Annotated in this window: 20 protein-coding genes and 1 rRNA gene; 7 read left to right on the forward strand and 14 right to left on the reverse strand. The window is 42.1% G+C overall.

Going from position 1 to position 22,769, the window contains the following annotated elements; all coding sequences use genetic code 11:
- The first annotated feature begins 98 nt into the window (after window positions 1-98).
- The 4 genes from F991_RS16720 to F991_RS16735 all read left to right on the forward strand — a co-directional run bounded on the left by F991_RS16720 (window position 99) and on the right by F991_RS16735 (window position 6,246).
- Window positions 99-722, forward strand: a complete 624-nt coding sequence (locus tag F991_RS16720; protein ID WP_004673643.1) for a TetR/AcrR family transcriptional regulator — start codon at window positions 99-101, stop codon at window positions 720-722.
- A gap of 164 nt (window positions 723-886) precedes the next feature.
- Window positions 887-3,568 (forward strand): phosphoenolpyruvate carboxylase, encoded by a 2,682-nt coding sequence (gene ppc / locus F991_RS16725; protein WP_004673645.1) that lies wholly within the window; start codon window positions 887-889, stop codon window positions 3,566-3,568.
- Window positions 3,569-3,879: 311 nt separating this feature from the next.
- Window positions 3,880-5,175, forward strand: a complete 1,296-nt coding sequence (locus tag F991_RS16730) for a solute carrier family 23 protein (RefSeq protein ID WP_004673647.1) — start codon at window positions 3,880-3,882, stop codon at window positions 5,173-5,175.
- A 114-nt stretch (window positions 5,176-5,289) separates the two neighbouring features.
- Window positions 5,290-6,246, forward strand: coding sequence for a LysR family transcriptional regulator (locus tag F991_RS16735; RefSeq protein ID WP_004673649.1), 957 nt, complete (start codon window positions 5,290-5,292; stop codon window positions 6,244-6,246).
- Here the strand turns inward: F991_RS16735 and F991_RS16740 are convergent.
- From F991_RS16740 to ilvD, 3 genes are all read right to left on the reverse strand, one after another.
- Window positions 6,196-6,927 (reverse strand): sulfite exporter TauE/SafE family protein, encoded by a 732-nt coding sequence (locus F991_RS16740; protein WP_004673651.1) that lies wholly within the window; start codon window positions 6,925-6,927, stop codon window positions 6,196-6,198. The two genes, F991_RS16735 and F991_RS16740, sit on opposite strands and share 51 nt — an antisense overlap.
- 153 nt (window positions 6,928-7,080) lie before the next feature.
- Complete coding sequence (locus F991_RS16745; RefSeq protein WP_004673653.1) at window positions 7,081-8,370, reverse strand: hypothetical protein; 1,290 nt, start codon at window positions 8,368-8,370, stop codon at window positions 7,081-7,083.
- Between the two features lie 134 nt (window positions 8,371-8,504).
- Window positions 8,505-10,334: a dihydroxy-acid dehydratase gene (ilvD, locus tag F991_RS16750; protein ID WP_004637289.1), complete on the reverse strand. Its 1,830-nt coding sequence runs from the start codon at window positions 10,332-10,334 to the stop codon at window positions 8,505-8,507.
- Between the two features lie 211 nt (window positions 10,335-10,545).
- On the opposite strand from ilvD, the gene fmt reads away from it, so the two are divergent.
- Window positions 10,546-11,508 (forward strand): methionyl-tRNA formyltransferase, encoded by a 963-nt coding sequence (gene fmt / locus F991_RS16755; RefSeq protein ID WP_004673655.1) that lies wholly within the window; start codon window positions 10,546-10,548, stop codon window positions 11,506-11,508.
- The gene (gene rsmB, locus F991_RS16760; protein ID WP_004673657.1) at window positions 11,505-12,812 is read left to right on the forward strand and encodes a 16S rRNA (cytosine(967)-C(5))-methyltransferase RsmB; all 1,308 of its coding nucleotides are present in this window, start codon (window positions 11,505-11,507) and stop codon (window positions 12,810-12,812) included. The genes fmt and rsmB overlap by 4 nt, the downstream gene beginning before the upstream one ends.
- Window positions 12,813-12,870: 58 nt before the next feature.
- Here rsmB and F991_RS17345 read toward each other — a convergent pair whose 3' ends face one another.
- The 5 genes from F991_RS17345 to F991_RS17350 all read right to left on the reverse strand — a co-directional run bounded on the left by F991_RS17345 (window position 12,871) and on the right by F991_RS17350 (window position 17,803).
- Entirely contained in the window at window positions 12,871-12,987 is a 117-nt protein-coding gene (locus F991_RS17345; RefSeq protein ID WP_004673659.1) for a methionine/alanine import family NSS transporter small subunit, read from the reverse strand.
- 9 nt (window positions 12,988-12,996) lie between these two features.
- Window positions 12,997-14,475, reverse strand: a complete 1,479-nt coding sequence (locus F991_RS16765; protein ID WP_004673661.1) for a sodium-dependent transporter — start codon at window positions 14,473-14,475, stop codon at window positions 12,997-12,999.
- A 368-nt stretch (window positions 14,476-14,843) separates the two neighbouring features.
- Window positions 14,844-15,416 (reverse strand): DUF1287 domain-containing protein, encoded by a 573-nt coding sequence (locus F991_RS16770; protein ID WP_004673663.1) that lies wholly within the window; start codon window positions 15,414-15,416, stop codon window positions 14,844-14,846.
- A gap of 47 nt (window positions 15,417-15,463) precedes the next feature.
- Complete coding sequence (locus tag F991_RS16775; RefSeq protein WP_004673666.1) at window positions 15,464-16,915, reverse strand: aldehyde dehydrogenase family protein; 1,452 nt, start codon at window positions 16,913-16,915, stop codon at window positions 15,464-15,466.
- A gap of 74 nt (window positions 16,916-16,989) precedes the next feature.
- Window positions 16,990-17,803 (reverse strand): IS5 family transposase gene (locus F991_RS17350; RefSeq protein WP_100223924.1). Its coding sequence is split into 2 segments (ribosomal slippage): window positions 16,990-17,415 and window positions 17,417-17,803, totalling 813 coding nucleotides; the frame shifts between segments, so codons are not numbered across the junction.
- A 115-nt stretch (window positions 17,804-17,918) separates the two neighbouring features.
- Between F991_RS17350 and F991_RS16790 the strand changes: the two genes are divergently transcribed.
- Complete coding sequence (locus F991_RS16790; RefSeq protein ID WP_034595747.1) at window positions 17,919-18,641, forward strand: TIGR04219 family outer membrane beta-barrel protein; 723 nt, start codon at window positions 17,919-17,921, stop codon at window positions 18,639-18,641.
- A 52-nt stretch (window positions 18,642-18,693) separates the two neighbouring features.
- Here F991_RS16790 and F991_RS16795 read toward each other — a convergent pair whose 3' ends face one another.
- The 6 genes from F991_RS16795 to rrf all read right to left on the reverse strand — a co-directional run bounded on the left by F991_RS16795 (window position 18,694) and on the right by rrf (window position 22,674).
- Entirely contained in the window at window positions 18,694-20,469 is a 1,776-nt protein-coding gene (locus F991_RS16795; RefSeq protein WP_004673670.1) for an SLC13 family permease, read from the reverse strand.
- 379 nt (window positions 20,470-20,848) lie between these two features.
- On the reverse strand, window positions 20,849-21,160 hold the full coding sequence (locus tag F991_RS16800; protein ID WP_004673671.1) for an ankyrin repeat domain-containing protein: 312 nt from the start codon (window positions 21,158-21,160) through the stop codon (window positions 20,849-20,851).
- A gap of 125 nt (window positions 21,161-21,285) precedes the next feature.
- The gene (locus tag F991_RS16805) at window positions 21,286-21,792 is read right to left on the reverse strand and encodes a hypothetical protein (RefSeq protein ID WP_004673672.1); all 507 of its coding nucleotides are present in this window, start codon (window positions 21,790-21,792) and stop codon (window positions 21,286-21,288) included.
- A gap of 1 nt (window position 21,793) precedes the next feature.
- Window positions 21,794-21,955: a cytidine/deoxycytidylate deaminase family protein gene (locus tag F991_RS17595; protein WP_004673674.1), complete on the reverse strand. Its 162-nt coding sequence runs from the start codon at window positions 21,953-21,955 to the stop codon at window positions 21,794-21,796.
- Window positions 21,956-21,981: 26 nt separating this feature from the next.
- Window positions 21,982-22,446: a GNAT family N-acetyltransferase gene (locus tag F991_RS16815; protein WP_004673677.1), complete on the reverse strand. Its 465-nt coding sequence runs from the start codon at window positions 22,444-22,446 to the stop codon at window positions 21,982-21,984.
- Window positions 22,447-22,559: 113 nt separating this feature from the next.
- Window positions 22,560-22,674, reverse strand: a 5S ribosomal RNA gene (gene rrf, locus F991_RS16820).
- Between the last annotated feature and the right edge of the window lie 95 nt (window positions 22,675-22,769).

Below are 22,769 nucleotides of genomic sequence, written 5' to 3' on the forward strand. Positions count from 1 at the left end.
ATAAATTGTTTAATTTTTAATTAATATACCCATGAGTACACTAATTAAAAATTAAATCTAGTGTTTTGATTTTGAATTAAATTAAAAGAGAACATAACGTGCAAATCAGCAGCGGCCGCCCCAAAGATTTAGAGAAAAGAGCCAAAATATTACAGGCTGCGAAATCTATTTTTTTAAAATTGGGCTATCACGCAGCCAATATGAATCAAATCGCCAAAGAAGCGGGAGTGACCAAACTCACGGTATATAACCACTTCCAAGATAAAGCCAACTTGTTTATTTGTGCAATTGAAGAAACCTGCGAAGAATCGATTTGCGCCAAAGAATTTGTACTCACAGCTGAAACCAACTTTGAACAAGCGCTGTATTTAATGTGTCACCGTGCTTTAAGTATTATTTATTTACCTGAAGCACTGAAACTCGATCGAGTTCTATTTGAGCTTGCCGCTGAGCAGAGTCCATTAACGCAACAATTTTTTGATGCCTCACATACGCGCATGTGCAATGTCTGGTGTGATTTTTTTCAACAAGCCATCGCGCTTAAATTCATTCAAGCAGATGAACCAGTTGCGCAAACAGAATTAATCTTGTCTCTGATGTTAGGTACACGTCACCATCGAGTTTTATTGGGCTTAGACGCAGTACCCACAATCACTGAAATCGATCAGAGCATTCAGCAAGCAATCGTACTTTTTTTGCTGAAATATCAAGCTAAAATTTAGAGAATTTTCACATTTCCTTGCATTCTGCACTTGGATTGTCTCTCAATCACGCTATAGTCGAATAGTCAGTGGTGCTGTTGTATGCCACTGGTACTTTCGACATGCGCCATATACGGCACAAGATTTTTTAGACAATAACAAGCGATGATTGAGGGAGAAATAGCATGGTTCAGCAAATTACTGCTCCATTACGTGAAGATGTCCGCTTATTAGGCAATTTGCTTGGCGAAACCTTAAAGCAACATGCTGGGCAAGAATTGTTTAATCAAGTTGAGCAAATTCGTACCCTCGCCAAAGACGCACGTGATGGTCAAATCAAAGCAGAAAAACAGCTTGAACAATTGTTTCTCAACTTAAAAGACGAAGAAATTTTGCCGCTGACGCGCGCATTTTCTCATTTTCTCAACTTTGCCAATATCGCTGAACAATATCACGTAGTACGCAGCCGTCGTCAGGCTGAGTTTGATGAGCACGCCCCAAATCCAAATCCACTCTCGCATTTATTTGAAAAATTCAACGCCAAAAAGATCAGTCCACAACAACTGTACCAACAAATTTGTGATTTAAAAATTGAATTGGTCCTTACCGCTCATCCGACCGAAATCAGCCGTCGTACCTTGATTCAAAAATATGATGATATTACTGATTGTTTGTCCCAACTGGATCAACAGAAGCTAACACCAAGAGAACGCCAACACAGCGTTGCCACCCTCAAACAACTGGTCAGTTCCGCTTGGCAAACTGATGAGATTCGCCAGCACCGCCCAACTCCTGTGGATGAAGCAAAATGGGGCTTTGCCACCATTGAGCAGAGCTTATGGAATGCTGTACCAAAATTTGTTCGAGAACTGAATGAATTGACACAACAGCATTGTGAACAAGCATTACCGATGACCATTGCGCCGATCCGTTTTGCCTCATGGATGGGGGGCGACCGTGATGGCAATCCGAACGTCACCCATCAAGTCACCCAAGAAGTGCTGTGGTTATCGCGTTGGCAAGCGGCTGATTTATATCTGCGTGATATTGAAAATCTGCGTTGGGAACTGTCGATTCAAAGCTGCTCAGCAGAATTGAGCCAAGCTTTGGGTTATGAACATCCTGAACCGTATCGTGAATATTTACGCAGTACCCGCGAACGCTTAAAAGCAACCCGTTATTGGTTGGCGCAACGCTTACAAGGTCAAGAGGCAGATGATAGTAATATCATCAAAACCACAGAGGAGCTACTCGCGCCTTTACTGCTGTGTTATCGCTCGTTGATGGACAGCAACCTAGCCGAAATCGCTAACGGGCAATTGCTTGACTTCATCTATCGGGTCAACTGTTTTGGGATTGAACTGTTAAAACTGGATATTCGTCAAGAATCAGGACGACATCGCCAAGCCATTTCAGCCATTACTGAATATTTAGGCTTAGGTAATTTTGAATCTTGGACCGAACAAGCACGGCAGAATTTTTTAATTCAGGAATTACAAAGCAAACGACCATTATTGCCTAAATTTTTAGATGAACCTGAAGGCAGCCTGATTCAGCATCCCGATGTACTCGAAGTCTTTGCCACCATGCGTACCTTGGCAGAACAGCCGAGTGAGAGTTTAGGTGCCTATATCATTTCAATGGCAGAATACCCAAGCGATGTACTGGCGGTTTTACTTTTGCAAAAAGAAGCAGGCATTCAACAAGCCTTACGGGTGGTGCCATTATTTGAAACGCTCAAGGACTTGGACGGCGCAGCCAAAACCATGAATACTTTATTCACTATGGATTGGTACAAACAGCACATCCAAGGCAAACATGAAGTGATGATTGGCTATTCGGATTCTGCCAAAGATGCAGGATTTATGTCAGCCAATTGGGCGCAGTATCGTGCGCAAGAAGAACTGACCGCCATTGCAAAAAAACATGGTGTGCAACTGACCTTATTCCATGGTCGTGGTGGCTCGATCAGTCGTGGTGGTGCTCCAACTCAACAAGCTTTATTTTCTCAGCCACCGGGGTCAATCTCTGGGGCGATTCGCGTCACTGAACAAGGTGAAATGATTCGATTTAAATTCGGATTGGAAGGTATCGCACTACAAAACTTAGAAATTTATACCGCTGCGACACTTGAGGCAACCTTGTTGCCACCACCTGAACCAAAGCAGGAATGGCGTGCTTTGATGAATCAAATGACAGATTTATCAGTACAGGTCTATCGTCAAACCGTGCGTGAAAATCCAAATTTTGTCCGTTATCTACGTACCGTCACCCCAGAACTAGAGTTGCAAATGTTGCCACTGGGTTCTCGTCCAGCGAAACGTAAAGTCACTGGTGGGATTGAATCGTTACGTGCGATTCCGTGGGTATTTGCATGGACACAGATTCGCTTGATGTTACCTGCATGGCTTGGAACGGGTACGGCGATTAATCAAGTACACGAGCAACATAAAAACACACTGGATGAGATGCTGGAGCAATGGCCTTATTTCCAAACCTTAATTGATATGTTGGAAATGGTGTTGTCGAAATCCGATGCGGATATTGCACTGTACTATGAATCACACCTCACCCAAGATCAGGACTTAAAAGTATTGGGTGTTGAACTACGTCAACGATTACAAAATGCAGTCGATACCTTACTCAGCCTGAAAGGTGAATCAAAACTGCTCAGTAATAATGAAGTGCTAGATCAATCGATGCAGGTACGTAAACCCTATTTACTGCCGCTGCATCTATTACAAGCTGAATTGATGAAACGTCGTCGTGCATATTTGACTGAACATCAAACCGAACATAGCCCTGTCGATCATGCCTTAATGGTCAGTATCGCGGGAATCGCTGCGGGCTTGCGCAACACGGGCTAATAGGTCATTTTCCTCAGCGCCATCAACAGAGACCACTGCTGTTGATGGCTCAATTGGCAAAATATGCCATTTTTTATAAAATTTTAGAAAAAAAATTCAAATATTATTTTGAAAATAAGATGCTTAACTTTTCAAACAATTTAGCCAAAATAAATAATAAATCCGATAAGTTATTTTGAAGTGTATTTTACCAAAAGGTAAAAATATAAATAGATAAAGTGTTCGCCCCAAGATTCTTAAAACAATATAGGTGAAAGCACGATTTAAGACAGAGTATCATACGCGCTGATATCTCCTTATGAGTCTAATTTATGTCAAGTTGGTTCCCAAAATGGCAGCCGTATCAGGGTAAGATTGATCATCGCCCTGTTGCGACCAATGAATATTTACCGCCCTTACAAAGTGCGGTGTTAGGGGTTCAGCACGCATTTGCCATGTTTGGTGCGACGGTACTAGCACCGTTGTTGATGGGCTTTAGTCCTAACCTTGCCATTTTAATGTCAGGGATTTGTACCATCCTGTTCTTCCTGATGACAGGTGGTCGCGTTCCCAGTTATTTGGGGTCTAGCTTTGCTTTTATCGGCGTCGTTGCGGCCGCAACTGGACATATCACTGGCTCAGGTGCAAATCCCAATTTATCGGTCGCTTTAGGCGGTATTATCGCCTGTGGGGTACTATATACCTTGATTGGTTTAGCCGTCATGTTGACCGGGACGCGCTGGATCGAAAAATTGATGCCGCCTGTGGTGACAGGGGCTGTGGTGATGATTATTGGTTTAAACCTTGCGCCGATTACCATTAAAAGTGTGGCAGGTCAGCCTTTTGAGATGTGGATGGCATTGATCACCGTACTGTGTATGGGTCTGATCGCCGTTTTCACCAAAGGTTTATTACAGCGTTTATTACTTTTGGTTGGTTTATTGATAGCCTATGCCATTTATGCCATAGCAACCAATGGTTTAGGTCTCGGCAAAGCCATTGATTTCTCGCAAATTGCTGCTGCACCTTGGTTTGGTATTCCAAGCTTCTCAAATCCGACCTTTGACCTCAACGCCATGTTGATTATTGCCCCTGTTGCCCTGATTTTAGTGGCAGAAAATCTCGGGCATATCAAAGCCGTTGGTGCGATGACGGGTGAAAACCTGACGCCTTATTTGGGCAAAGCATTTGTGGCTGATGGTGTTGCCACGACCTTATCAGGCAGTGTTGGTGCACCGGGCATGACCACATACGGTGAAAATATCGGCGTAATGGCAGTCACGCGTGTGTATTCAACCATCGTGTTTGTGATCGCGGGGGTATTTGCGATTTTCTTGGGACTTTCACCTAAGTTTGGTGCGGTGATCAGTACCATTCCAACTGCAGTGCTGACAGGTGCTTCGATTGTGGTATTTGGTTTGATTACCATCGCAGGAGCGAAGATCTGGATCGAAAATAAGGTCGATTTTTCTAATAATAAAAACCTGATCGTTGCATCAGTGACCATCATTCTCGGGGCAGGTAACTTTGAACTGCTGTTTGGAAATTTCAACTTGGGTGGTATTGGTACCGCAACCTTTGCTGCGATTTTATTGAATTTGCTCTTTAGTTTAAAAGATAAAAACTAATCCCGAATCAAGGCAGCGCACGCGCTGCCTTTTTTATGCTGATCTTGATCCACCATCTCCTTTTTTTCCGTATTTTTAGTATGATGACTGTTTACACTTCAATGTGTTCAGCTCATGCGTTTTGATTTTTTTGATTTACAACTGCTTCTTCATATTGTGGCAACAGGTAGCCTAACCCAAGGTGCAGATCGTGCTGCCATTTCTTTACAAGCAGCCAGTGAACGGATAAAAAAACTAGAGCAATACTTTGAAACACCGTTATTTATTCGACACAATGCAGGTGTCGAACTGACCACGGCAGGTCATGCTTTGGTTGAGCATGCCAAAAAACTCAACGCACAAAAAAATAAACTTGAACAAGACATGCAACGCTTTCGTCAGAAAAGCTCAGAGTCTTTGATCCTGTGGTGTAACTCCTCTGCACAGAGTGAATACCTTCCAGCCTTACTGCCCCAATATTTGATGCATTATCCACATATTAATATTGACTTACACGAAGCGGAAAGCTCAGAAATTGTAGATGCACTCACCAAAGGCATCGCTCGATTAGGCTTGGTTTCAAGCTTTTTTGACACCCGTCATTTACATACTCAGGATTTTGCCAGCGATCCCTTGGTACTGATCTGCCCAAATGCACATGTGCTGACCCACCAGACACAACTCAACTTAGTCGATGCCTTGGCGTATGATTTTATTGGTCTCATGCCACACCATTCACTACAACAGTCGATTGAGACTCAAGCCAAACTGTTAGGCTTCAACATCCAATATCGCTTACGTTTACCGAATTTTTCCGCGATTGCGGAAGTGGTCGCAAAAGGTGTAGGTATCGCGATTATGCCTGCACGTGCGGCTCAACGTTTACAAGGTATTTATCATTTTCAAGCGATTCAACTACTGGGCGCTTGGGCCAATCGCAAACTTCTCCTCGCCAGCCAAGACTTCGATCAACTCCCGCAAAGCTACCAAGACTTTGCAAAATTTCTATTGTCGCGCAAACCACAAGATGAGCAAAGCGTTTTAGTGCAAGACCATATAACTCCCCAGCGCCAGCAAACCGATAAAAAATAACTGACGGAATTTTTGCTCGTTCAATTGGTAACGCACTTTTTTTCCGAACCACATGCCGATCAAAGCTGCGACCAATGCCACGGAAGACCATCGATAGTCTAAAGCCCCACCTGTAGTCGGGTGATAATGCAAAAACATCGCCAAACAAATCGTGGAAACGGTAAAGGTCAGCCCTAAAGCCTGTACCAGTTCATCACGTTTTAAATGTAAAGACTGCAAATACGGCACGATGGGAATAATAATAACCCCTGTCGCGACGGTGACTGCACCGCCGATATAACCAATGAACGGAGAGAGCCAACGCTCATGCCCTGCCAGATCAGGTAGCTTTTTGGCACATAAACCATAGAGTCCGTAGAGTGCCAACATACTGCCCAATAAAATCTCACTGCCCTGTCCTTGACTCTGGCTCAATGTAGGCAAAAAGCTCCAAATAGAGCCGAGGATGATGCCCAACAGCAAAGACCAGAAACGACAGATAAATGACCAGACCTGACCTTCAGCAAAAAGCTGCCAAATATTGGTCACCATTGAGGGTACGATCAAAAGTGAGGCCGCCTGAAATGGACTCATTGCGATGGTGAGTAATCCCATCGACACCGCAGGCAAACCCAAACCGATCATGCCTTTTATCATGCCAGCGAATGCAAATACTGCCATTACAATAATTAAAAAGGTCATGATCTATCTCCGCATTCATATACAGCTATGCTACGGAAATAATTGAAATCGCGTATTCTTGTTTTTAGGAGCATGGCTCAATTAAAGATTGAGGCCAAATACTTAAGTGTAGCTCCTCCACGCTTAATTTTTCTCTGTTAGACGCTAAGCCTTCTAGCCTTCTAAACTGTCATTCTTATATTTTTCTTCCAACACATTACTGATAATACTTTCAATCATCCAGACACGGTATAAGCTATTAAACACGTAACTTTGCCCATCAATACGTAACTCTAAAACGGGAAAATCAGGTTGATGCTTCTGCTGACATAATTCATCATTTTGTTGTAATAAAGCCTCAATATCTTGTTCGGTAATGCGCTCAATTTCTAAACGCTTCTGCATCCGCTGGAAATGTGCTTTAAAAGAGAGGTCTTTACCACGTGTCCACACGCCTTCCAAAATCTGATGAATGCAATCGACCTGTTGTTCTTCTTCCACACTATAGAACAGCTTTGCCATTTCATAGCTGGCTTCTTTGGTTGGACGGCAAAACGGGGTGAATGCCACTTCCGTCCGCTTTGAAACACGGGTTGCCAGTCCCCAATCAAACCAATCTCGACCTTGATAGCTCAAAGGATAAACTTTGAGCTGAATATTATAATAATCCGCGAGTTCTGCTTTGATGTAGTCCAACAACAACCAACTCATCGGGTCTTCAAGCGCAATATAGAGATCTAACTCTGGATGTAAGGCTTGCACTTCTGCCAATGCTTCACCATCATTGATCAAATGCTCACGCCACTCGATGTGATTAATCAGAAAAATAGGTGTTCCCGTCAATAATTTTTGTTGTTTTAAACGGCGCGTTAAACGCAATAAATCATCAACGGCTTGATACTTGCGTTCACTAAACTCGAAATAACTAGCTGAAACAGGCACATCCTGAAACATTCGTTCAGGAAAATCTTGTGGGGTTTGGTGTTGTTTCGCCATCGCATATAAGGTGCGTAATTTTCCATATTGCTGTTGCCATAACATATGGAAAACATCTTCCAGCAAATGTAAAAAATTTTGTTCTCGTAAAGGCGTATTTCTTAGAATGGTTTCAGCTTGTTGTAATGCTTCTGGACTTGGAATTTCTGGGGTTTCATCAAAGCCAAAACGGTGTTGTTTAGCTAAAATCTTGGCATCATTGAGACAGTATAGTTGCCAATCTTGTGCTGACATGCCATTGGGCGGTTCAGCATCTTGTTTTGAAATAATGACTTTTAACGGTTTAAGCTCATCGCTCAAAATCTCATTAAGCTGAGCCAACTGTTGTACCGCAAGATAGCTATACACATCATCTAAACGTAGATAAATACTTAAACCCTGTTCCGTGGGTAATACCGCCTGACGAGAAGGTTTCTGATAAAACCAGCTCGATCGGATGGGATCAAACCAACGACGTAACAAAGACATGTCGATTGCCTCTTGATAGAAATCTCCCCCTAACCCCTCTTTAAAAAACAGGGGAACTACACGAGTTTAATACTTGAATATAATTCGTGGAAGTCCCCCTTTGAAAAAAGGGAGACTTAGGGGGATCTGAAATTTTACAAAACGCGTACTGCGCCTTTTGCTGCGCTGGTTGAATGCATCGCGTAAATCTTGAGTGCCTTAGACACTTTACGTTTACGTTCTTCTACTGGATGCCAACCTTTGGCTTCTTGAACCGTACGGCGATGTGCCATCGTTGCATCATCCACATCTAAATGGATGGTACGATTTGGGATATCGATTTCAATGGTATCACCATCTTCAACCAAACCAATTGCTCCGCCTTCCGCAGCTTCTGGAGAAACGTGACCAATCGATAAACCCGAAGAACCACCCGAGAAACGACCATCGGTAATCAAAGCACAGTCTTTACCTAAGCCTTTAGATTTCAAATAGCTGGTTGGATACAGCATTTCTTGCATACCCGGTCCACCACGTGGACCTTCGTAGCGAATCACCACGATATCGCCGGCCACAATTTTATGCTCTAAAATCGCTTCTACCGCAGAATCTTGGCTCTCAAAAACGCGCGCAGTGCCGGTAAATTTAAGGATCGAATCATCCACACCTGCTGTTTTCACGATACAGCCATCCAACGCGATGTTGCCGTAAAGCACAGCCAAACCACCATCTTTCGAGAAGGCATGTTCAGCATTACGAATCACGCCATTTTCACGATCACCGTCCAAAGTTGAATAATAACGGTTTTGTGAGAACGCCACTTGGGTTGGTATACCACCCGGAGATGAGCGATAGAACTCATATACATCGGCATCTTCGGTACGGATAATATCCCACTTGTCCAATGCATCTTTCAACGTTGGTTCATGTACGGTTGGACATGATGTCTTTAACAAATTGGCACGATCAAGCTCACCTAAGATCGCCATGATGCCCCCTGCACGGTGGACATCTTCCATGTGTACGTCTGATTTTGCAGGCGCAACTTTAGATAACACAGGCACTAGACGAGAAAGACGGTCGATATCATCCATGGTGAAATCGACTTCAGCTTCATGAGCAGCAGCCAACAAGTGTAATACCGTATTGGTTGAACCACCCATGGCAATATCTAGGGTCATGGCATTTTCAAATGCATCTTTGGTTGCAATCGAACGCGGTAAAATGCTGTCATCATTTTGTTCATAGTAGCGTTTTGCCAATTCGACTACCAAGCGCCCTGCTCTCAAGAACAATTTTTCACGATTTGCATGGGTAGCGACGATTGAACCATTGCCCGGTAAAGATAAACCCAAAGCTTCAGTTAAACAGTTCATCGAGTTCGCTGTAAACATGCCTGAACACGAACCGCAAGTTGGACAAGCTGAACGCTCAAACGCGGCAACTTCTTCATCGGTATAACTTTCATCTGCCGCAACTACCATTGCATCAACGAGGTCAATTGCTTTCTCATTGCCACGGAATTTGACTTTACCCGCTTCCATCGGACCGCCAGACACAAATATCACTGGGATATTCAAGCGCATCGCCGCCATCAGCATTCCCGGCGTGATCTTGTCACAGTTCGAGATACATACCATTGCATCAGCACAATGGGCATTGACCATATATTCAACAGAATCTGCAATCAAATCACGTGATGGCAGCGAATAGAGCATGCCATCATGACCCATGGCAATGCCGTCATCGACTGCAATGGTATTAAATTCTTTTGCAACACCACCTGAAGCTTCAATTTCTCGCGCAACCAGTTGCCCTAAATCTTTAAGATGCACATGACCTGGAACAAATTGGGTAAATGAGTTGACTACCGCAATAATAGGTTTGCCAAAATCTTCATCTTTCATGCCCGTCGCACGCCATAAACCACGCGCGCCAGCCATATTTCTTCCATGTGTTGATGTTTTCGAACGATAATCAGGCATTTTGTATTCCCAACAAGTTTGTGCTCGAGACGAATAGGACATTCTCTCTGGCGAAATGATACTGAGCTAAGCCCATCATACTACAAGTTATCGTTTAACAGATGACCACTGAAGCTATCTTTTTTTGCTCAAAGGCAATTGATAGCATCTGATTAGGGGCTAATGGCTTTTTCGCTTATAATTTGCAGTAAGTTTTTTTCGGAATGCATTTGTGAAAATCATATTTGCTGGTACGCCTGAATTTGCTGCAACGGCATTGGCGGCATTATTAAAATCATCACACCAGATTGTTGCAGTTTATACCCAACCTGACCGTAAAGCAGGTCGTGGGCAGAAGTTAACACCTTCCCCAGTCAAGCAACTTGCACTTGAACACGGTTTACCTGTTTACCAACCTTTGCATTTTAAAGCTTCGACCGAAGAAGGCTTAGCTGCTCGACAAGAGCTTGCTGCACTTGGCGCAGATGTGATGGTGGTTGCGGCTTATGGTTTGATCTTACCTCAGGCGGTTTTAGATACGCCGAAATACGGTTGTCTCAATATTCATGGTTCATTGCTACCGCGCTGGCGTGGTGCTGCGCCGATTCAACGCGCCATTGCCACAGGTGATGCAGAAACTGGCATTACCATCATGCAGATGGCAGCAGGTTTAGATACTGGCGATATGATGTATAAAACCTATTGTCCGATCACAGCAGAAGATACCTCTGCGAGTTTGCACGATAAACTGGCGACTCAAGGTGCAGACGCGATCTGTACCGTGCTCGAATCAGAGCAAAGCCTACAAGACTTTATTGCCAAACGTGAAGTACAAGACGAAGCGCTCACCGTATATGCACATAAGTTGGTCAAAGCAGAAGCGCGTATTGATTGGTCTCAAAATGCCGTTCAAATTGATCGGAATATTCGCGCTTTCAATCCTTGGCCTGTGGCATTTATTCAACTGGATGAAAATAATGCGCTACGTGTTTGGGGCTCAACCCTTTCTCCACACAGCAAAGCAGACGCGCAAGTCGGTGAAATTGTTGCGATGGACAAACACGGTGTCCATGTCGCATGTGGGGAAAACAGCGCAGTGTGTTTAACTAGCCTGCAATGGCCCGGCGGTAAAGCACTCAATCCAATACAAATGATACAAACCCAAAAATTGCATCTTGGACAAATTCTCCCATGAACCAATCGAATCAATCATCTGCAAAACATTTGAATCTACGTGCACAAGTGGTCAAAACACTTTTGGCTGTTCAAAATGGGCAATCTTTGGCTTCCGTGTTGAATCAACATATCAATATCGTTTCTGAACGTGACCGTGGTTTATATCACGAACTTACTTTAGGTTGTCTACGCCAGTGGTATTCTTTAAAAGCAATTACCTTACCCTTGCTGACAAAACCATTAGACAATGAAGCACTGGAAAGTTGTTTATATCTTGGTTTGTATCAAATTTTATGTACTCGTATTCCTGTACATGCTGCGATTTCAGAAACTGTAAATGCTGCTAAGCAACTCGGTTTCGAGCCAATGAGTGGTTTGGTCAATGCTATTCTGCGTCGTGTTTCACGTGAAACAGATGAATTTCAAACAGCGTTGAATAATACGCATGGTTTACCAAGTTGGTTATTCAAACGACTTAAAAAAGATTGGCCTGATCAATTTGATGAAATCTGTCAAAATTTAAAACAAGTCGCACCTCTGACCCTGCGCGTCAATGAACGCCAAGTCAGTCGTGACGAATATTTAGAAATTTTGGATGAAGAACAAATTGATGCTCGTCCTTGCATGCTTTCAAATGTTGGTATTGTTTTGGAACAAACGGGCAACATTACCCATCTACCAGGTTTCGAAGAAGGCGGTTTTTCTGTTCAAGATGAACATGCACAATTATGCGCGACTCTTTTACCGAATTTAGATGATAAAGTCGTTGTCGATGCCTGCGCTGCACCCGGTGGTAAAACAGCACATATTCTTGAGCGCTATAATCCTAAAAAACTGATTGCGCTTGACCATGATGCAAAACGTTTATTACGTTTGTCTGAAAATATAGAACGTCTTGCCTTAGATCAAACCGAGGTTGAGATTGTTACAGCAGATGCAACCACTTGGCAGGCGCCAGAAGCCGTCGACTGTATCGTGCTCGATGCACCGTGTTCTGCAACAGGTGTAATTCGTCGCCATCCAGATATCCGCTTGTTGAGACAATCGACCGACATCGCGCAAACTGTGGCATTACAGCATCAAATTTTGCAACAGATGTGGCAACAACTCAAAGTGGGTGGCACGCTGTTATACATTACCTGCTCGATTCTAAAAGTTGAAAATGAACAGCAAATGGCAACTTTCTTTGCTGAACATAGCAATGCTGAAGAAATCAAAATCGAAGCAGACTGGGGTATTGAACAGGCCCATGGTCGTCAGTTATTACCTTACCTACATTCAGGTGATGGCTTCTATTATTGTTGTATCCAGAAGATCGCCTAACATAAACAAGAAAGCCATACATCAATGTATGGCTTTCTTTATTCTGATCAACGCATTGTTATACGCTATCATCTTTTTGTTCGGGATGACGCATCAAATGTATAATTGAAAGCACCAATCCGCCCCACAACAACCCAATTGCAATGATCATCATGATTAAAGCTGAAGTATTCATCGTCATCTCCTAGCGATTCTTTAAGCTGCTCATAAACAATGCACCGATCGCACAGAATAAAATACAGCCCCAACCAAACCAAAGCTGTAAGCTCATTGCATAATCGCCATAGCCTTTTTGCAACAATGCACTTAATGCAAGCCCAAGGGTAGAAATCAAAACAACTGGGGTAATGATGGTTAAGGTGAATTCCCAAACCCCACCCAATTGGATGGTAGATACACGATTGACATGCTGCTCTAGATCTTTCATCAGTGAACGCTTGAACCATGACACCATAATGATCGAAACCAAAGCACCTGAGACAATGCCTAGATTATTAATAAAGTGATCAATAATATCGACCAGTTTAATCGCGTTGGCACTTGAGAATAAGAAAATAGAAACTGCGCCAGTACCACCACCAATAATGGTTACGGCTTTAGCACGACTCCATTTCAACTTGTCCTGCATCGCTGAGATCGGTACTTGCAAAATACTGACCATCGATGAAACACCAGCAACGAAGAGCGAGCTAAAGAATAAGATCCCGAATAACTCTGCGCCTGCACCTAAGCTTGAAATAATCTTAGGGAATGCAATAAATGCCAAGCCAATACCGCCGCTCACCACGTCTTGTACGCTTGTTCCTGCGGCATGTGCCATGAAGCCAAGAGCCGCGAAAACACCAATACCTGCCAAGATCTCAAACGAAGAGTTAGCAAAACCAATCACCAAACCTGAACCCGTCAAATTGGTTTTTGGTTTTAGGTAAGAGGCATAAGTCACCATAATCCCGAATCCAATCGAAAGCGAGAAGAAGATATGACCATAAGCCGCTAACCAGACTTTATAGTTCTTCATGGCTTCCCAGTTTGGGGTAAAGAAGGCATTTAGACCATCTACAGCGCCCGGTAAACGCAAAGCTTGAATCACCAAAATACCAAACAGTACCAATAAAATTGGCATGAAAATACGGTTCGCAAGCTCAACGCCTTTACGAACACCACCATACAAAATAAACAGTACTAAGGCCCAAACGCCGATTAATGGCCAAAACAAATGACCAATAAAGGTCAGATCAAAAGTGGCGGCTTGAGAAGTCGCCAAGAATTTGTTAAAGAAGAAATTTTCTGGGTCTGTACCCCAGCTTTGACCGAAGGAGAAATAAATATAACTTCCTGCCCAAGTCAGTACACTGGCGTAATAAAGCGCAATCACAATACAAACACATGCCTGCCACCATCCCAAAGACTCAGCGCGTTTGGTGAGTTGTTGGTATGCTTTAGGCGGCGCACCATTGCTGCGATGCCCGACTGCGTAATCTAAAAATAAGAGGGGTAATCCTGCCGTCAATAAAGCTACTAAATAAGGAATTAAAAACGCACCGCCACCGTTTTCATAAGCGACGTATGGGAAGCGCCAAATATTACCTAATCCAATCGCCGAACCAATTGCGGCGATGATAAAACCTGATCGTGCCGACCAGTGCTCACGAGTTTCTGTCATAAAAATAACCTATTCCTAAGGCAACTTTCGATGCTGCTGTTCTCTGGTTGTTATACTGCTAGCAAGAAAAGTACCAATGCAAATCCTATTATTGGTTGAATCAGAAAAAACCTTTTGAGTTTTCATTTCTTATATTCAAACCAGCAAAAATTAGAAAACTCTTCCTTAAAAAATTTTGACTATTTTTTGCCTGTTGATGATTGAACAATACCCTTTTTTATTTATTTTTACTGTAATTTATGCAAAAAAAAATAACCGTTCATCGCCAATTCAGACACGATTGATTATTTTTCAACTCAATTTTCCGACCTCGTTTAAATTTCTCATTTGATTTAAAAACGTGAACAGCATAATTACTTTTCATACATTTAATTTTTGATTCGATAATGTCCCATGATTTTATACTTAAATAAAATATCAGACTCCTCAGTACCCTGACCAATATTATGTAAAATCAGCGGGGTTTTCTGAAAAAAACTGTTCTTATCCGAGACGATGCCAATATGCACCAGCCCCTGCCCTAAATCCCACGTCACAATATCCCCAGCACGATAGTTTTGATCACGCACCTGATAACCTTTTCGCTGGAAATAAGTGGCAATATTTGGAACTCGGCGATGATCAATATTTTTATCGGGTGCTTTAAGCCCCCATTTATTTGGATACAGCTTAAAGTGCTGGCGCATATCCTCATGCATCCGTTGCTGTAAATCGATGCCTTGACGACGTAATGCTCGAACCACCACATCCGTACAGACACCTTTCACCATCGGTACATCCCCCATCGGATAGTCTAAGCGCGTATATGCAGGATCATAAAATCGGGTGACGCCAATTTGTTTTCGCGCATCGCTCACCAACTGCTGCGAAGAAAATGCCCATGCTGACAGCGTCCACAACATGCACAAGCATAATAGGACTAGCTTATAAAATTTAGACATACGCTTTCCTTTCGCCAACAGTAGATCAATACGCCACCCACCGCTAATTAGGCTTGAGTTTCCTTAATCACCAATAACCGTTCTTCCTGCATATCACGAATCGCAGAATGAATCCCCTCTCGACCTAAACCAGAATCCTTCACACCACCATACGGCATATTATCGACACGGAAAGTGGGCACATCATTGATGATCACACCACCCACATGCAAATGATCCCATGCATACAGCATTTTATTGAGACTCTGCGTATAGACACCTGCTTGTAAACCAAAACGGCTTTGATTAATGCTGGCAATGCCTTGTTCAAAATCTTTATATTTCTCTAGTATTGCGACAGGACCAAAGGCTTCATCCTTATAAATTTCAAGTTTAGCATCGACATTTTCCAACAAAGTTGGTTCGAGTAAAACGCCTTGTAGATTGCCACCGATCAGTACTTTCGCACCTTTCTTCTCAGCCTTATCAATCCACTTTTTCAAACGAACCGCTTCCGCTGCTTTAATCATCGGACCAACCAATGTCGTACTTAATGCTGGATCATCAGCTTTGATCTTTTTCAGCTTTGCCAACAGTTTCTTTTTCACGTCAGCATAAAGATCGGCATGAATTAAAATACGTTGCACACTAATACAGACCTGCCCAGCATGGCTATATGCAGCACCAATCAAACGATCAATCAGTGCATCGTCAACCACCGCATCTGCTTCAATCATCACCGCTGCATTTCCGCCCAGCTCTAAAGTCACTTTTTTACGACCTGCACGCGCTTTCATATCCCAACCCACTTGGTCAGAACCCGTAAAGCTGAGTAATTTAAAGCGATCATCAGTGACTAAAATATCAGCGGCTTGACGATCACAAGGCAACACCGACCACGAACCTTTCGGCAAATCCGTTTCCGCCAAAACCTCAGCAATTTTTAATGCACTAATCGGGGTTAGACTCGCTGGTTTTAAAACAAAAGGACAACCTGCTGCAATGGCAGGCGCGATCTTATGTGCCACCAAATTTAAAGGGAAATTGAAGGGACTAATCAATGAAACAGCCCCTATCGGCACCTGTTTCACCATGCCGCGATAACGCGCTGCGGCTGGCGTGACCGCTAAAGGTAATACTCGACCATCATCAAGTTGCGTCACTGCATCCGCAGCCAACTGAAAAGTATTAATTAAACGTTCAACTTCGGCACTTGCCGCGCCACGAGGTTTACCACCTTCTGCGATTAAAATTTCGGTCAGCTCGTCACGTAACTCATTAAAGCGTTTTACACAGTGCAATAAGATTTGCTGTTTTTGGAAGGGTTTTAATGCTGCCATTTCGGCTTCTGCTTTGACCGATGCGGCAATCGCCTTTTCTAAAACCTTAGCATCAGCCAACGCCACTCGCGCAAATGTCGTGCCTTGATATTTATTCTGTACGTCTAACCATTGACCTGTTGTGATTGCCTTGCCTGCCACATACAGTGGGTAATCCACAACACTTTGTGTATCTGACATTATTTATTCTCTTTGCAAAAATTTAAAATTAGACTACTGCATATTTGAATTGTTCACTAGATCTCTTGCGAAAGTTAATTTAAGAGCATCCAATTCACCATTCCAGCAATTAAATTCATTCTTAGACCAAATCGTTTCCGTCTATTTCTATAGCGTTCTGTTAATATCCGAAAATGTTTAAGTTTGCCGTTGATATGTTCAATGGCTGTCCTACGCCGACTGATTTCTTGGTTGATCTGTTTTGCTATTTTGGGTAATGATAAATTCTTAGGTTTCTTGATTGGAATGAGTAACTTACTCTTAATCTGATGAAATCCTTTATAGGCTAAATCTGCCATAATACAAGGATAAATGATCATCTCCTTAAAATACTTACGCGCAATCGTCAGATCATGTTTTCTGCCACTTTCGACCTGTATACTTACAATTTGCTTTAGTCTTGGGTTAAAAATGACCTGTGTTTTTAGCGTATGTTTCTTCTTTTTACCACTATAGAATTTTCTTTGTTTTTTTGGGATGCTCAATCTGTGACTCAGTGACATCAACGATCACATAATCCCCCTCACTAAACTTTTGATTCCTTTTAGGCAATGCGAAAATCCGTGATTGAATCAGAGCATTTTCAACTTTATGAATAGTACGATTCACATTGCTTTCAGCTAGGTTATAGTCAGCGGATAACTCAATTTGAGTTCTATAACAGCGTAAGTAATTTAAAGTTAACAACAATTGATCCTCTAAACACAACGAATGAGGTCTTCCAGATTTTTTCTTGGCAAGTTCAGCGTGTTGTAACACCGATACCATTTTTAAGAATAATGGACGAGGAACTCCAACGAGTCGTTTAAATTCCCCATCATTAAATCGAGTTAAATTTTCATATTTCATGGGGCTAGTATAAACAATTTTTTACTTTCGCAAGAGATCTACTATATGATGCGCCCAATCGGTGATGAATTTACAACAATTCATTACTGTTTCTCGTATTTATTGGAACAATACAATGAAAATATTAAAAATATCAATGCTCGCTTTAGGGACGAGCCTGTGTGGTTTGGCACAAGCAGACGTAATTGGTGTCAAAGGCGATCTCAGCTATTGGAACTACAATGGTAAAGCCAATATGGCTGCGCAAACATCTGCACCAGATCAAGACTTAGACCGTAAAGGTTCAGCACAACTGTCATTGGCTTTTGAACATCCCATTCCGTTACTGCCAAATGCCAAAATTCGCCATGTGAATTTAAAGACACAAACAGAAAATGAGGTTTTGGGGCAACCTATATATGACCTAGACATCGCTCATACCGATTTTATTTTATATTATGAAATCTTAGACAATATCGTCGATGCGGATGTGGGATTTGGTGCAACCACTTTAAATGGTGATGTCACAACACTTCTAGCAGACCCAACGAGTAGCCTTTATAAAATGGGGAAAGTCGATATCAACAAAACAGTTCCTGTAATTTATGGGTCAGCAGGTGTCAAACTGCCATTCACAGGTTTAAGTGCCAAAGCTGAGTTGTTATATAGCAACTTCAACGACACCAAAATTACCGATGCCCAAGCAGAGTTACAATACAACTTTATTGATAACTTACTGGTGGATGTCGGCTTAAAAGCAGGCTACCGCATCTTAAATATCAAGCTAGATGACTACGAAAAAAATGATCTCAAATTTGATTTCAAAGGACCTTATTTGGGTATCGATATCCACTTCTAAACAGGCGATTTAAGCCGTAAAAAAAGCCCTGAAATCTTCAGGGCTTTATCTTTTATAACTGAATGGGAAAAAACAAAATCAATAACGTGACCGTGACACAACCAATAAAAATATTCATGGGTAAGCCGATTTTAATAAAATCACTAAAGCGATAATTTCCTGGTCCTAATACCATTAAATTGGTCTGATAACCCAGCGGTGTCGCAAAACTTGCGGAAGCCGCCATCATAATCGCAAAGACAAACGGAATCGGATTTAAATTCGCTTGAGCTGTAATCTCCAATACAATCGGCAAGGTCAGCAACGCTGCTGCATTGTTGGTAATCACTTCAGTCAATAATGAAACAAAGAAGTAGGTCAAAATCAGCAATAAGATCGCCTCACCCGCACTAAAATGCACGATGAATTGCGCAAGCATTTCCGCTACACCTGTCTTTTCCAAAGCTGCACCCAAAGCAAAAGAAGCCGCAATGGTTAAGATGACGGTTAAATCCAAGCTCTTCTCAGCCTGCTTCACGGTCAAACAACGGAAAATCAACATTGCACCCGCAGCCAACAATGCGGCATTGAGCATGCTGATCACATTAAAGCCAGCGGCAATCACCGCAGCGAGTAAAATGCCCCATGACAATAATGCTTTATCATGTTGCAGTGGTTCATGATCCAGCTCATTGACCAATAAAAAATCTTTATTATATTTTTGTCGAGACACAAAAGCAGGACGTGCTTCCAATAACAAGGTATCGCCCGCCTGTAATTTAATATTCCCCAAACCGCCTTTTAAACGTTCCCCATTACGTGCCACAGCCAATACCACCGCACCATAGCGATTACGAAATTTGGCATCACGAATGGCACTGCCAATCGCTTCGCAATGCGGTGACACAACGGCCTCTACCAAACGACGGCCTGCATGTGTTTCTTCCAAGGACGACTTTTCGTCAATGCTGTCAGGTGCAACCAATCCGTTGATGTTTAACAGTTCAGTAATCGCTTCGGTATCGCCTGCAAAAACCAGACGATCATCTCCAAATAAAATTTCATCAGAAGACACGGCTGATAAAACGGTTTGCTGACGCTCAATTTCAACCAAATAAACACGCTTTAAGCTTCTTAGCCCTGCCGCTGCAACCGATTGACCGACCAGTGGACCATTCGGACTCACCACCACTTCTAAGGTAAATTCGCGTAGATTGGAAAAGACATTCTGCTCTTGATGATTGGGCAATAATTTTGGTGCGAGCCAATACATCGCAAACATACCAATGATCGCAACAGGCAAACCAATAATTGTAATATCAAATAAACCAAATCCAGCTTCGCCCGTTAATGCTTGGTACTGCCCATTAACCACCAAATTGGTACTGGTACCAATTAAAGTAATCGTTCCACCCAGAATAGCGGTATAACTCAGGGGAATCATTAATTTAGATGGGGCAATCCCGATCTTCTTCGACCAGCTATTCAATGCTGGAATCATGGTTGCAACCACAGGGGTATTATTTAAAAAGGCACTAAGTGGTGCGATCGGTAAGAAAATTCTAAGTAGCGCCATGCGTTCAGTTTTGGGTGTGCCCAGTAACTTATTCACAAACAGGTCAATACCACCAGAATTAGAAATACCAGCAGCAACCACAAACATTGCTGCAACGGTAATCAGACCAGAGTTACTAAAGCCAGCCAAAGCCTCTTGGGCCGTCAATATGCCCAACACACTTAATACAGTCAAAATCGCTAACATCACGATATGTGGCGCAATTCTTGAAAAAATCAGCGTGAGCAGCCCTGTTAACGTTAAGGCTAATGACAACCATCCTTCCCAACCCATGAGACAGTCTTTCCACAAGTATATAATTTTCCGAATTTTATATAGTAAAACTTGATATACAAATGCGATTTAAAGCTAACCTTAGCTAAAATAATGATAAGAAGCTGCCTCTATATCCATTTATATGGTAAAAATCACACGATCTAAGCGTTGAGGTCAATGTAAGCCTGAACGTACAGTGATCGGGGTCATTGACGAATATACAGTACCCCGTATTCACTTTAATATACAAATCATACAGAGACAGGAAGTCTCCTTCAGAATAACAAGACCCACAGGAAGTGGTTGTTTATAGGAAGTAAGCAACAATAAACTAAATACGAAAAAAGCCCCATCAGGATGATGGGGCTTTTTTTATCTATCGTTTTTTATAGGCAATCTAAAGACTTTTTAAATACTCAATCACTTCGGTATGCTCTGCCATTTCTGCAAGTTGTAACGCAGTATATTCGCCTTTATAAGCCACGTTTGCACCTTTAATCACTAACAGCTTCACCACTGCTAAATGATCGTTCTCAGCTGCTGCCTGTAACGCACTATAGCCTTCATCATCGGTCTGGTTTGGATCAATACCAGCGTCTAATAATTGTGTAACTTGTTCCGCCTCACCGAGTGAAGCCCAATACACCAGTTCAGGAAGGTTGAGTTCTTCATCGTCTTCTGGGAGCGGAGAGAAAGAGTTGAGTTTCATAGGTCTAACCATCTTGAATATAAATCTGACAAATTAGATAAGGCAAAAAGACCTTATCTATCAAGTGTAGAAATCTCTACATCTAAGATATTTCGATAAATAGCTCAGTGTACTTAATACTAATCTTATGCTTGTAGCTCATTCAAAGCATCTATAATTACACGAACAATTTCATATGGTGTGATAGCTACACCACAAACGCTATTGTCACTATTTAGATCGATTTTCGAGGAAAAGCTATATGTCAAATACAGCATGCCATTCATAGGCAATAGAAAACAGATAACATTATCTGTGGTTGGCCCCCAAGAAAAAACTCTGTGACACTGATAAAGATCATCATTTTCCAAATTGTAATGTGGAGAATCTATATCTCTAGTACTGAGTAAAAAATTATGTGCCTCTTCCAATGACATCCATTCAAAATAATTTATATATTTATAATAATCAATTTTTCTACGAATATCGCTTGCACTAAGCGCTATACTATTTATAAATTGAGGTAAATAAACAATATTATCCTCAGAACAAATATTCTTGCCTCCAATAAAAATATTCACAAGCCTCATTGGGGAGTCAATCTTTTCGCCAATCTCGAAACAAAATGTGGTTTTATCTCCAAAAACTTTCATTCTATTCATCAGTACAAAGCGATAGCGTATTATTTTTTGTTTCAGGAGCAACGCTGGTTGAAATTTTACCACTCAGTGTCGCAAGTGCAGCGCCCCCTCTCGAACCTGTAGGATAACGAGTCACCATTAATATCTTTGCAGCCTGAAATAGTTGTTCTTCCATTTTATCTCCAACGCACTTCGAGATTGTTATTGTTGATATCTCATAATCGTTGTTTCGACTACATGATAATTGGCTTGATGTAATATTTCAAAACCGTACTTTTGATAGAGTACAACATTGTAATTTTCACACTGTAAATAGAGTGTCTTTACACCTAATTTTCTAGCTTTTTCTTTTATTTCGGAAATCATTTGACCTGCGATGCCTTGCCCTCGCCATAACGGATCAACAAAAATCCCACCGATCCAATGCTCATATTCTGGATAACTTTTATTCTCACGAAGCTTAAGTTCCAAAACTCCGATCAGTTCTTTCTCATGATGGACTACGATTGCTAAGGGGATAACATCACGATTGGCTGCTTTTTCCAGCACCTTTTGGTACATCATTTCTTCAGTCATCTGTGGTGCGATAGAAGCCCATTCGTCATAGTACCACTTTGCTATTTTTTCAACTGCCTCTGGGTGATCTATAAGTAATGAAATTTTCATCATTTTAATTTTTAAATTGATTCAACTCAGTTTAATCTATTTCCTTCCAAATTATTTCTCTCACGCAATAAAAACACCCCAACCATTTCTGATTAGGGTGTTTAGTATTTAAAAGCTGGCGATGACTTACTCTCACATGGCAAGTGCCACACTACCATCAGCGCGAAGAGGTTTCACTTCTGAGTTCGGGAAGGGATCAGGTGGTTCACTCTTGCTATTGTCGCCAGCAAACTGTTGTGGTGTTTTGGGGTCTTAATCACGATGTGAGTTAAATTTCACAGTGTGTGCCTTACTTACGAACCAAAGAGTTATTAACGGATTAG

Origin of the sequence: Acinetobacter sp. CIP-A165 (assembly GCF_000367985.1) — a bacterium.
Lineage (GTDB): Bacteria > Pseudomonadota > Gammaproteobacteria > Pseudomonadales > Moraxellaceae > Acinetobacter.

Excerpts from the sequence above, each read along its gene's own strand:
- ppc (WP_004673645.1), top strand. The coding sequence starts at position 887 with ATGGTTCAGCAAATTACTGCTCCATTACGTGAAGATGTCCGCTTATTA.
- F991_RS16745 (WP_004673653.1), bottom strand. The coding sequence starts at position 8,370 with ATGTCTTTGTTACGTCGTTGGTTTGATCCCATCCGATCGAGCTGGTTT.
- F991_RS16790 (WP_034595747.1), top strand. The coding sequence starts at position 17,919 with ATGAAAATATTAAAAATATCAATGCTCGCTTTAGGGACGAGCCTGTGT.
- F991_RS16800 (WP_004673671.1), bottom strand. The coding sequence starts at position 21,160 with ATGAAACTCAACTCTTTCTCTCCGCTCCCAGAAGACGATGAAGAACTC.
- F991_RS16770 (WP_004673663.1), bottom strand. The coding sequence starts at position 15,416 with ATGTCTAAATTTTATAAGCTAGTCCTATTATGCTTGTGCATGTTGTGG.
- ilvD (WP_004637289.1), bottom strand. The coding sequence starts at position 10,334 with ATGCCTGATTATCGTTCGAAAACATCAACACATGGAAGAAATATGGCT.
- rsmB (WP_004673657.1), top strand. The coding sequence starts at position 11,505 with ATGAACCAATCGAATCAATCATCTGCAAAACATTTGAATCTACGTGCA.
- F991_RS17595 (WP_004673674.1), bottom strand. The coding sequence starts at position 21,955 with ATGGAAGAACAACTATTTCAGGCTGCAAAGATATTAATGGTGACTCGT.
- F991_RS16735 (WP_004673649.1), top strand. The coding sequence starts at position 5,290 with ATGCGTTTTGATTTTTTTGATTTACAACTGCTTCTTCATATTGTGGCA.
- F991_RS16775 (WP_004673666.1), bottom strand. The coding sequence starts at position 16,915 with ATGTCAGATACACAAAGTGTTGTGGATTACCCACTGTATGTGGCAGGC.
- F991_RS16805 (WP_004673672.1), bottom strand. The coding sequence starts at position 21,792 with ATGAAAGTTTTTGGAGATAAAACCACATTTTGTTTCGAGATTGGCGAA.
- F991_RS16765 (WP_004673661.1), bottom strand. The coding sequence starts at position 14,475 with ATGACAGAAACTCGTGAGCACTGGTCGGCACGATCAGGTTTTATCATC.
- F991_RS16815 (WP_004673677.1), bottom strand. The coding sequence starts at position 22,446 with ATGAAAATTTCATTACTTATAGATCACCCAGAGGCAGTTGAAAAAATA.
- F991_RS16730 (WP_004673647.1), top strand. The coding sequence starts at position 3,880 with ATGTCAAGTTGGTTCCCAAAATGGCAGCCGTATCAGGGTAAGATTGAT.
- F991_RS17345 (WP_004673659.1), bottom strand. The coding sequence starts at position 12,987 with ATGAATACTTCAGCTTTAATCATGATGATCATTGCAATTGGGTTGTTG.
- F991_RS16795 (WP_004673670.1), bottom strand. The coding sequence starts at position 20,469 with ATGGGTTGGGAAGGATGGTTGTCATTAGCCTTAACGTTAACAGGGCTG.
- F991_RS16740 (WP_004673651.1), bottom strand. The coding sequence starts at position 6,927 with ATGACCTTTTTAATTATTGTAATGGCAGTATTTGCATTCGCTGGCATG.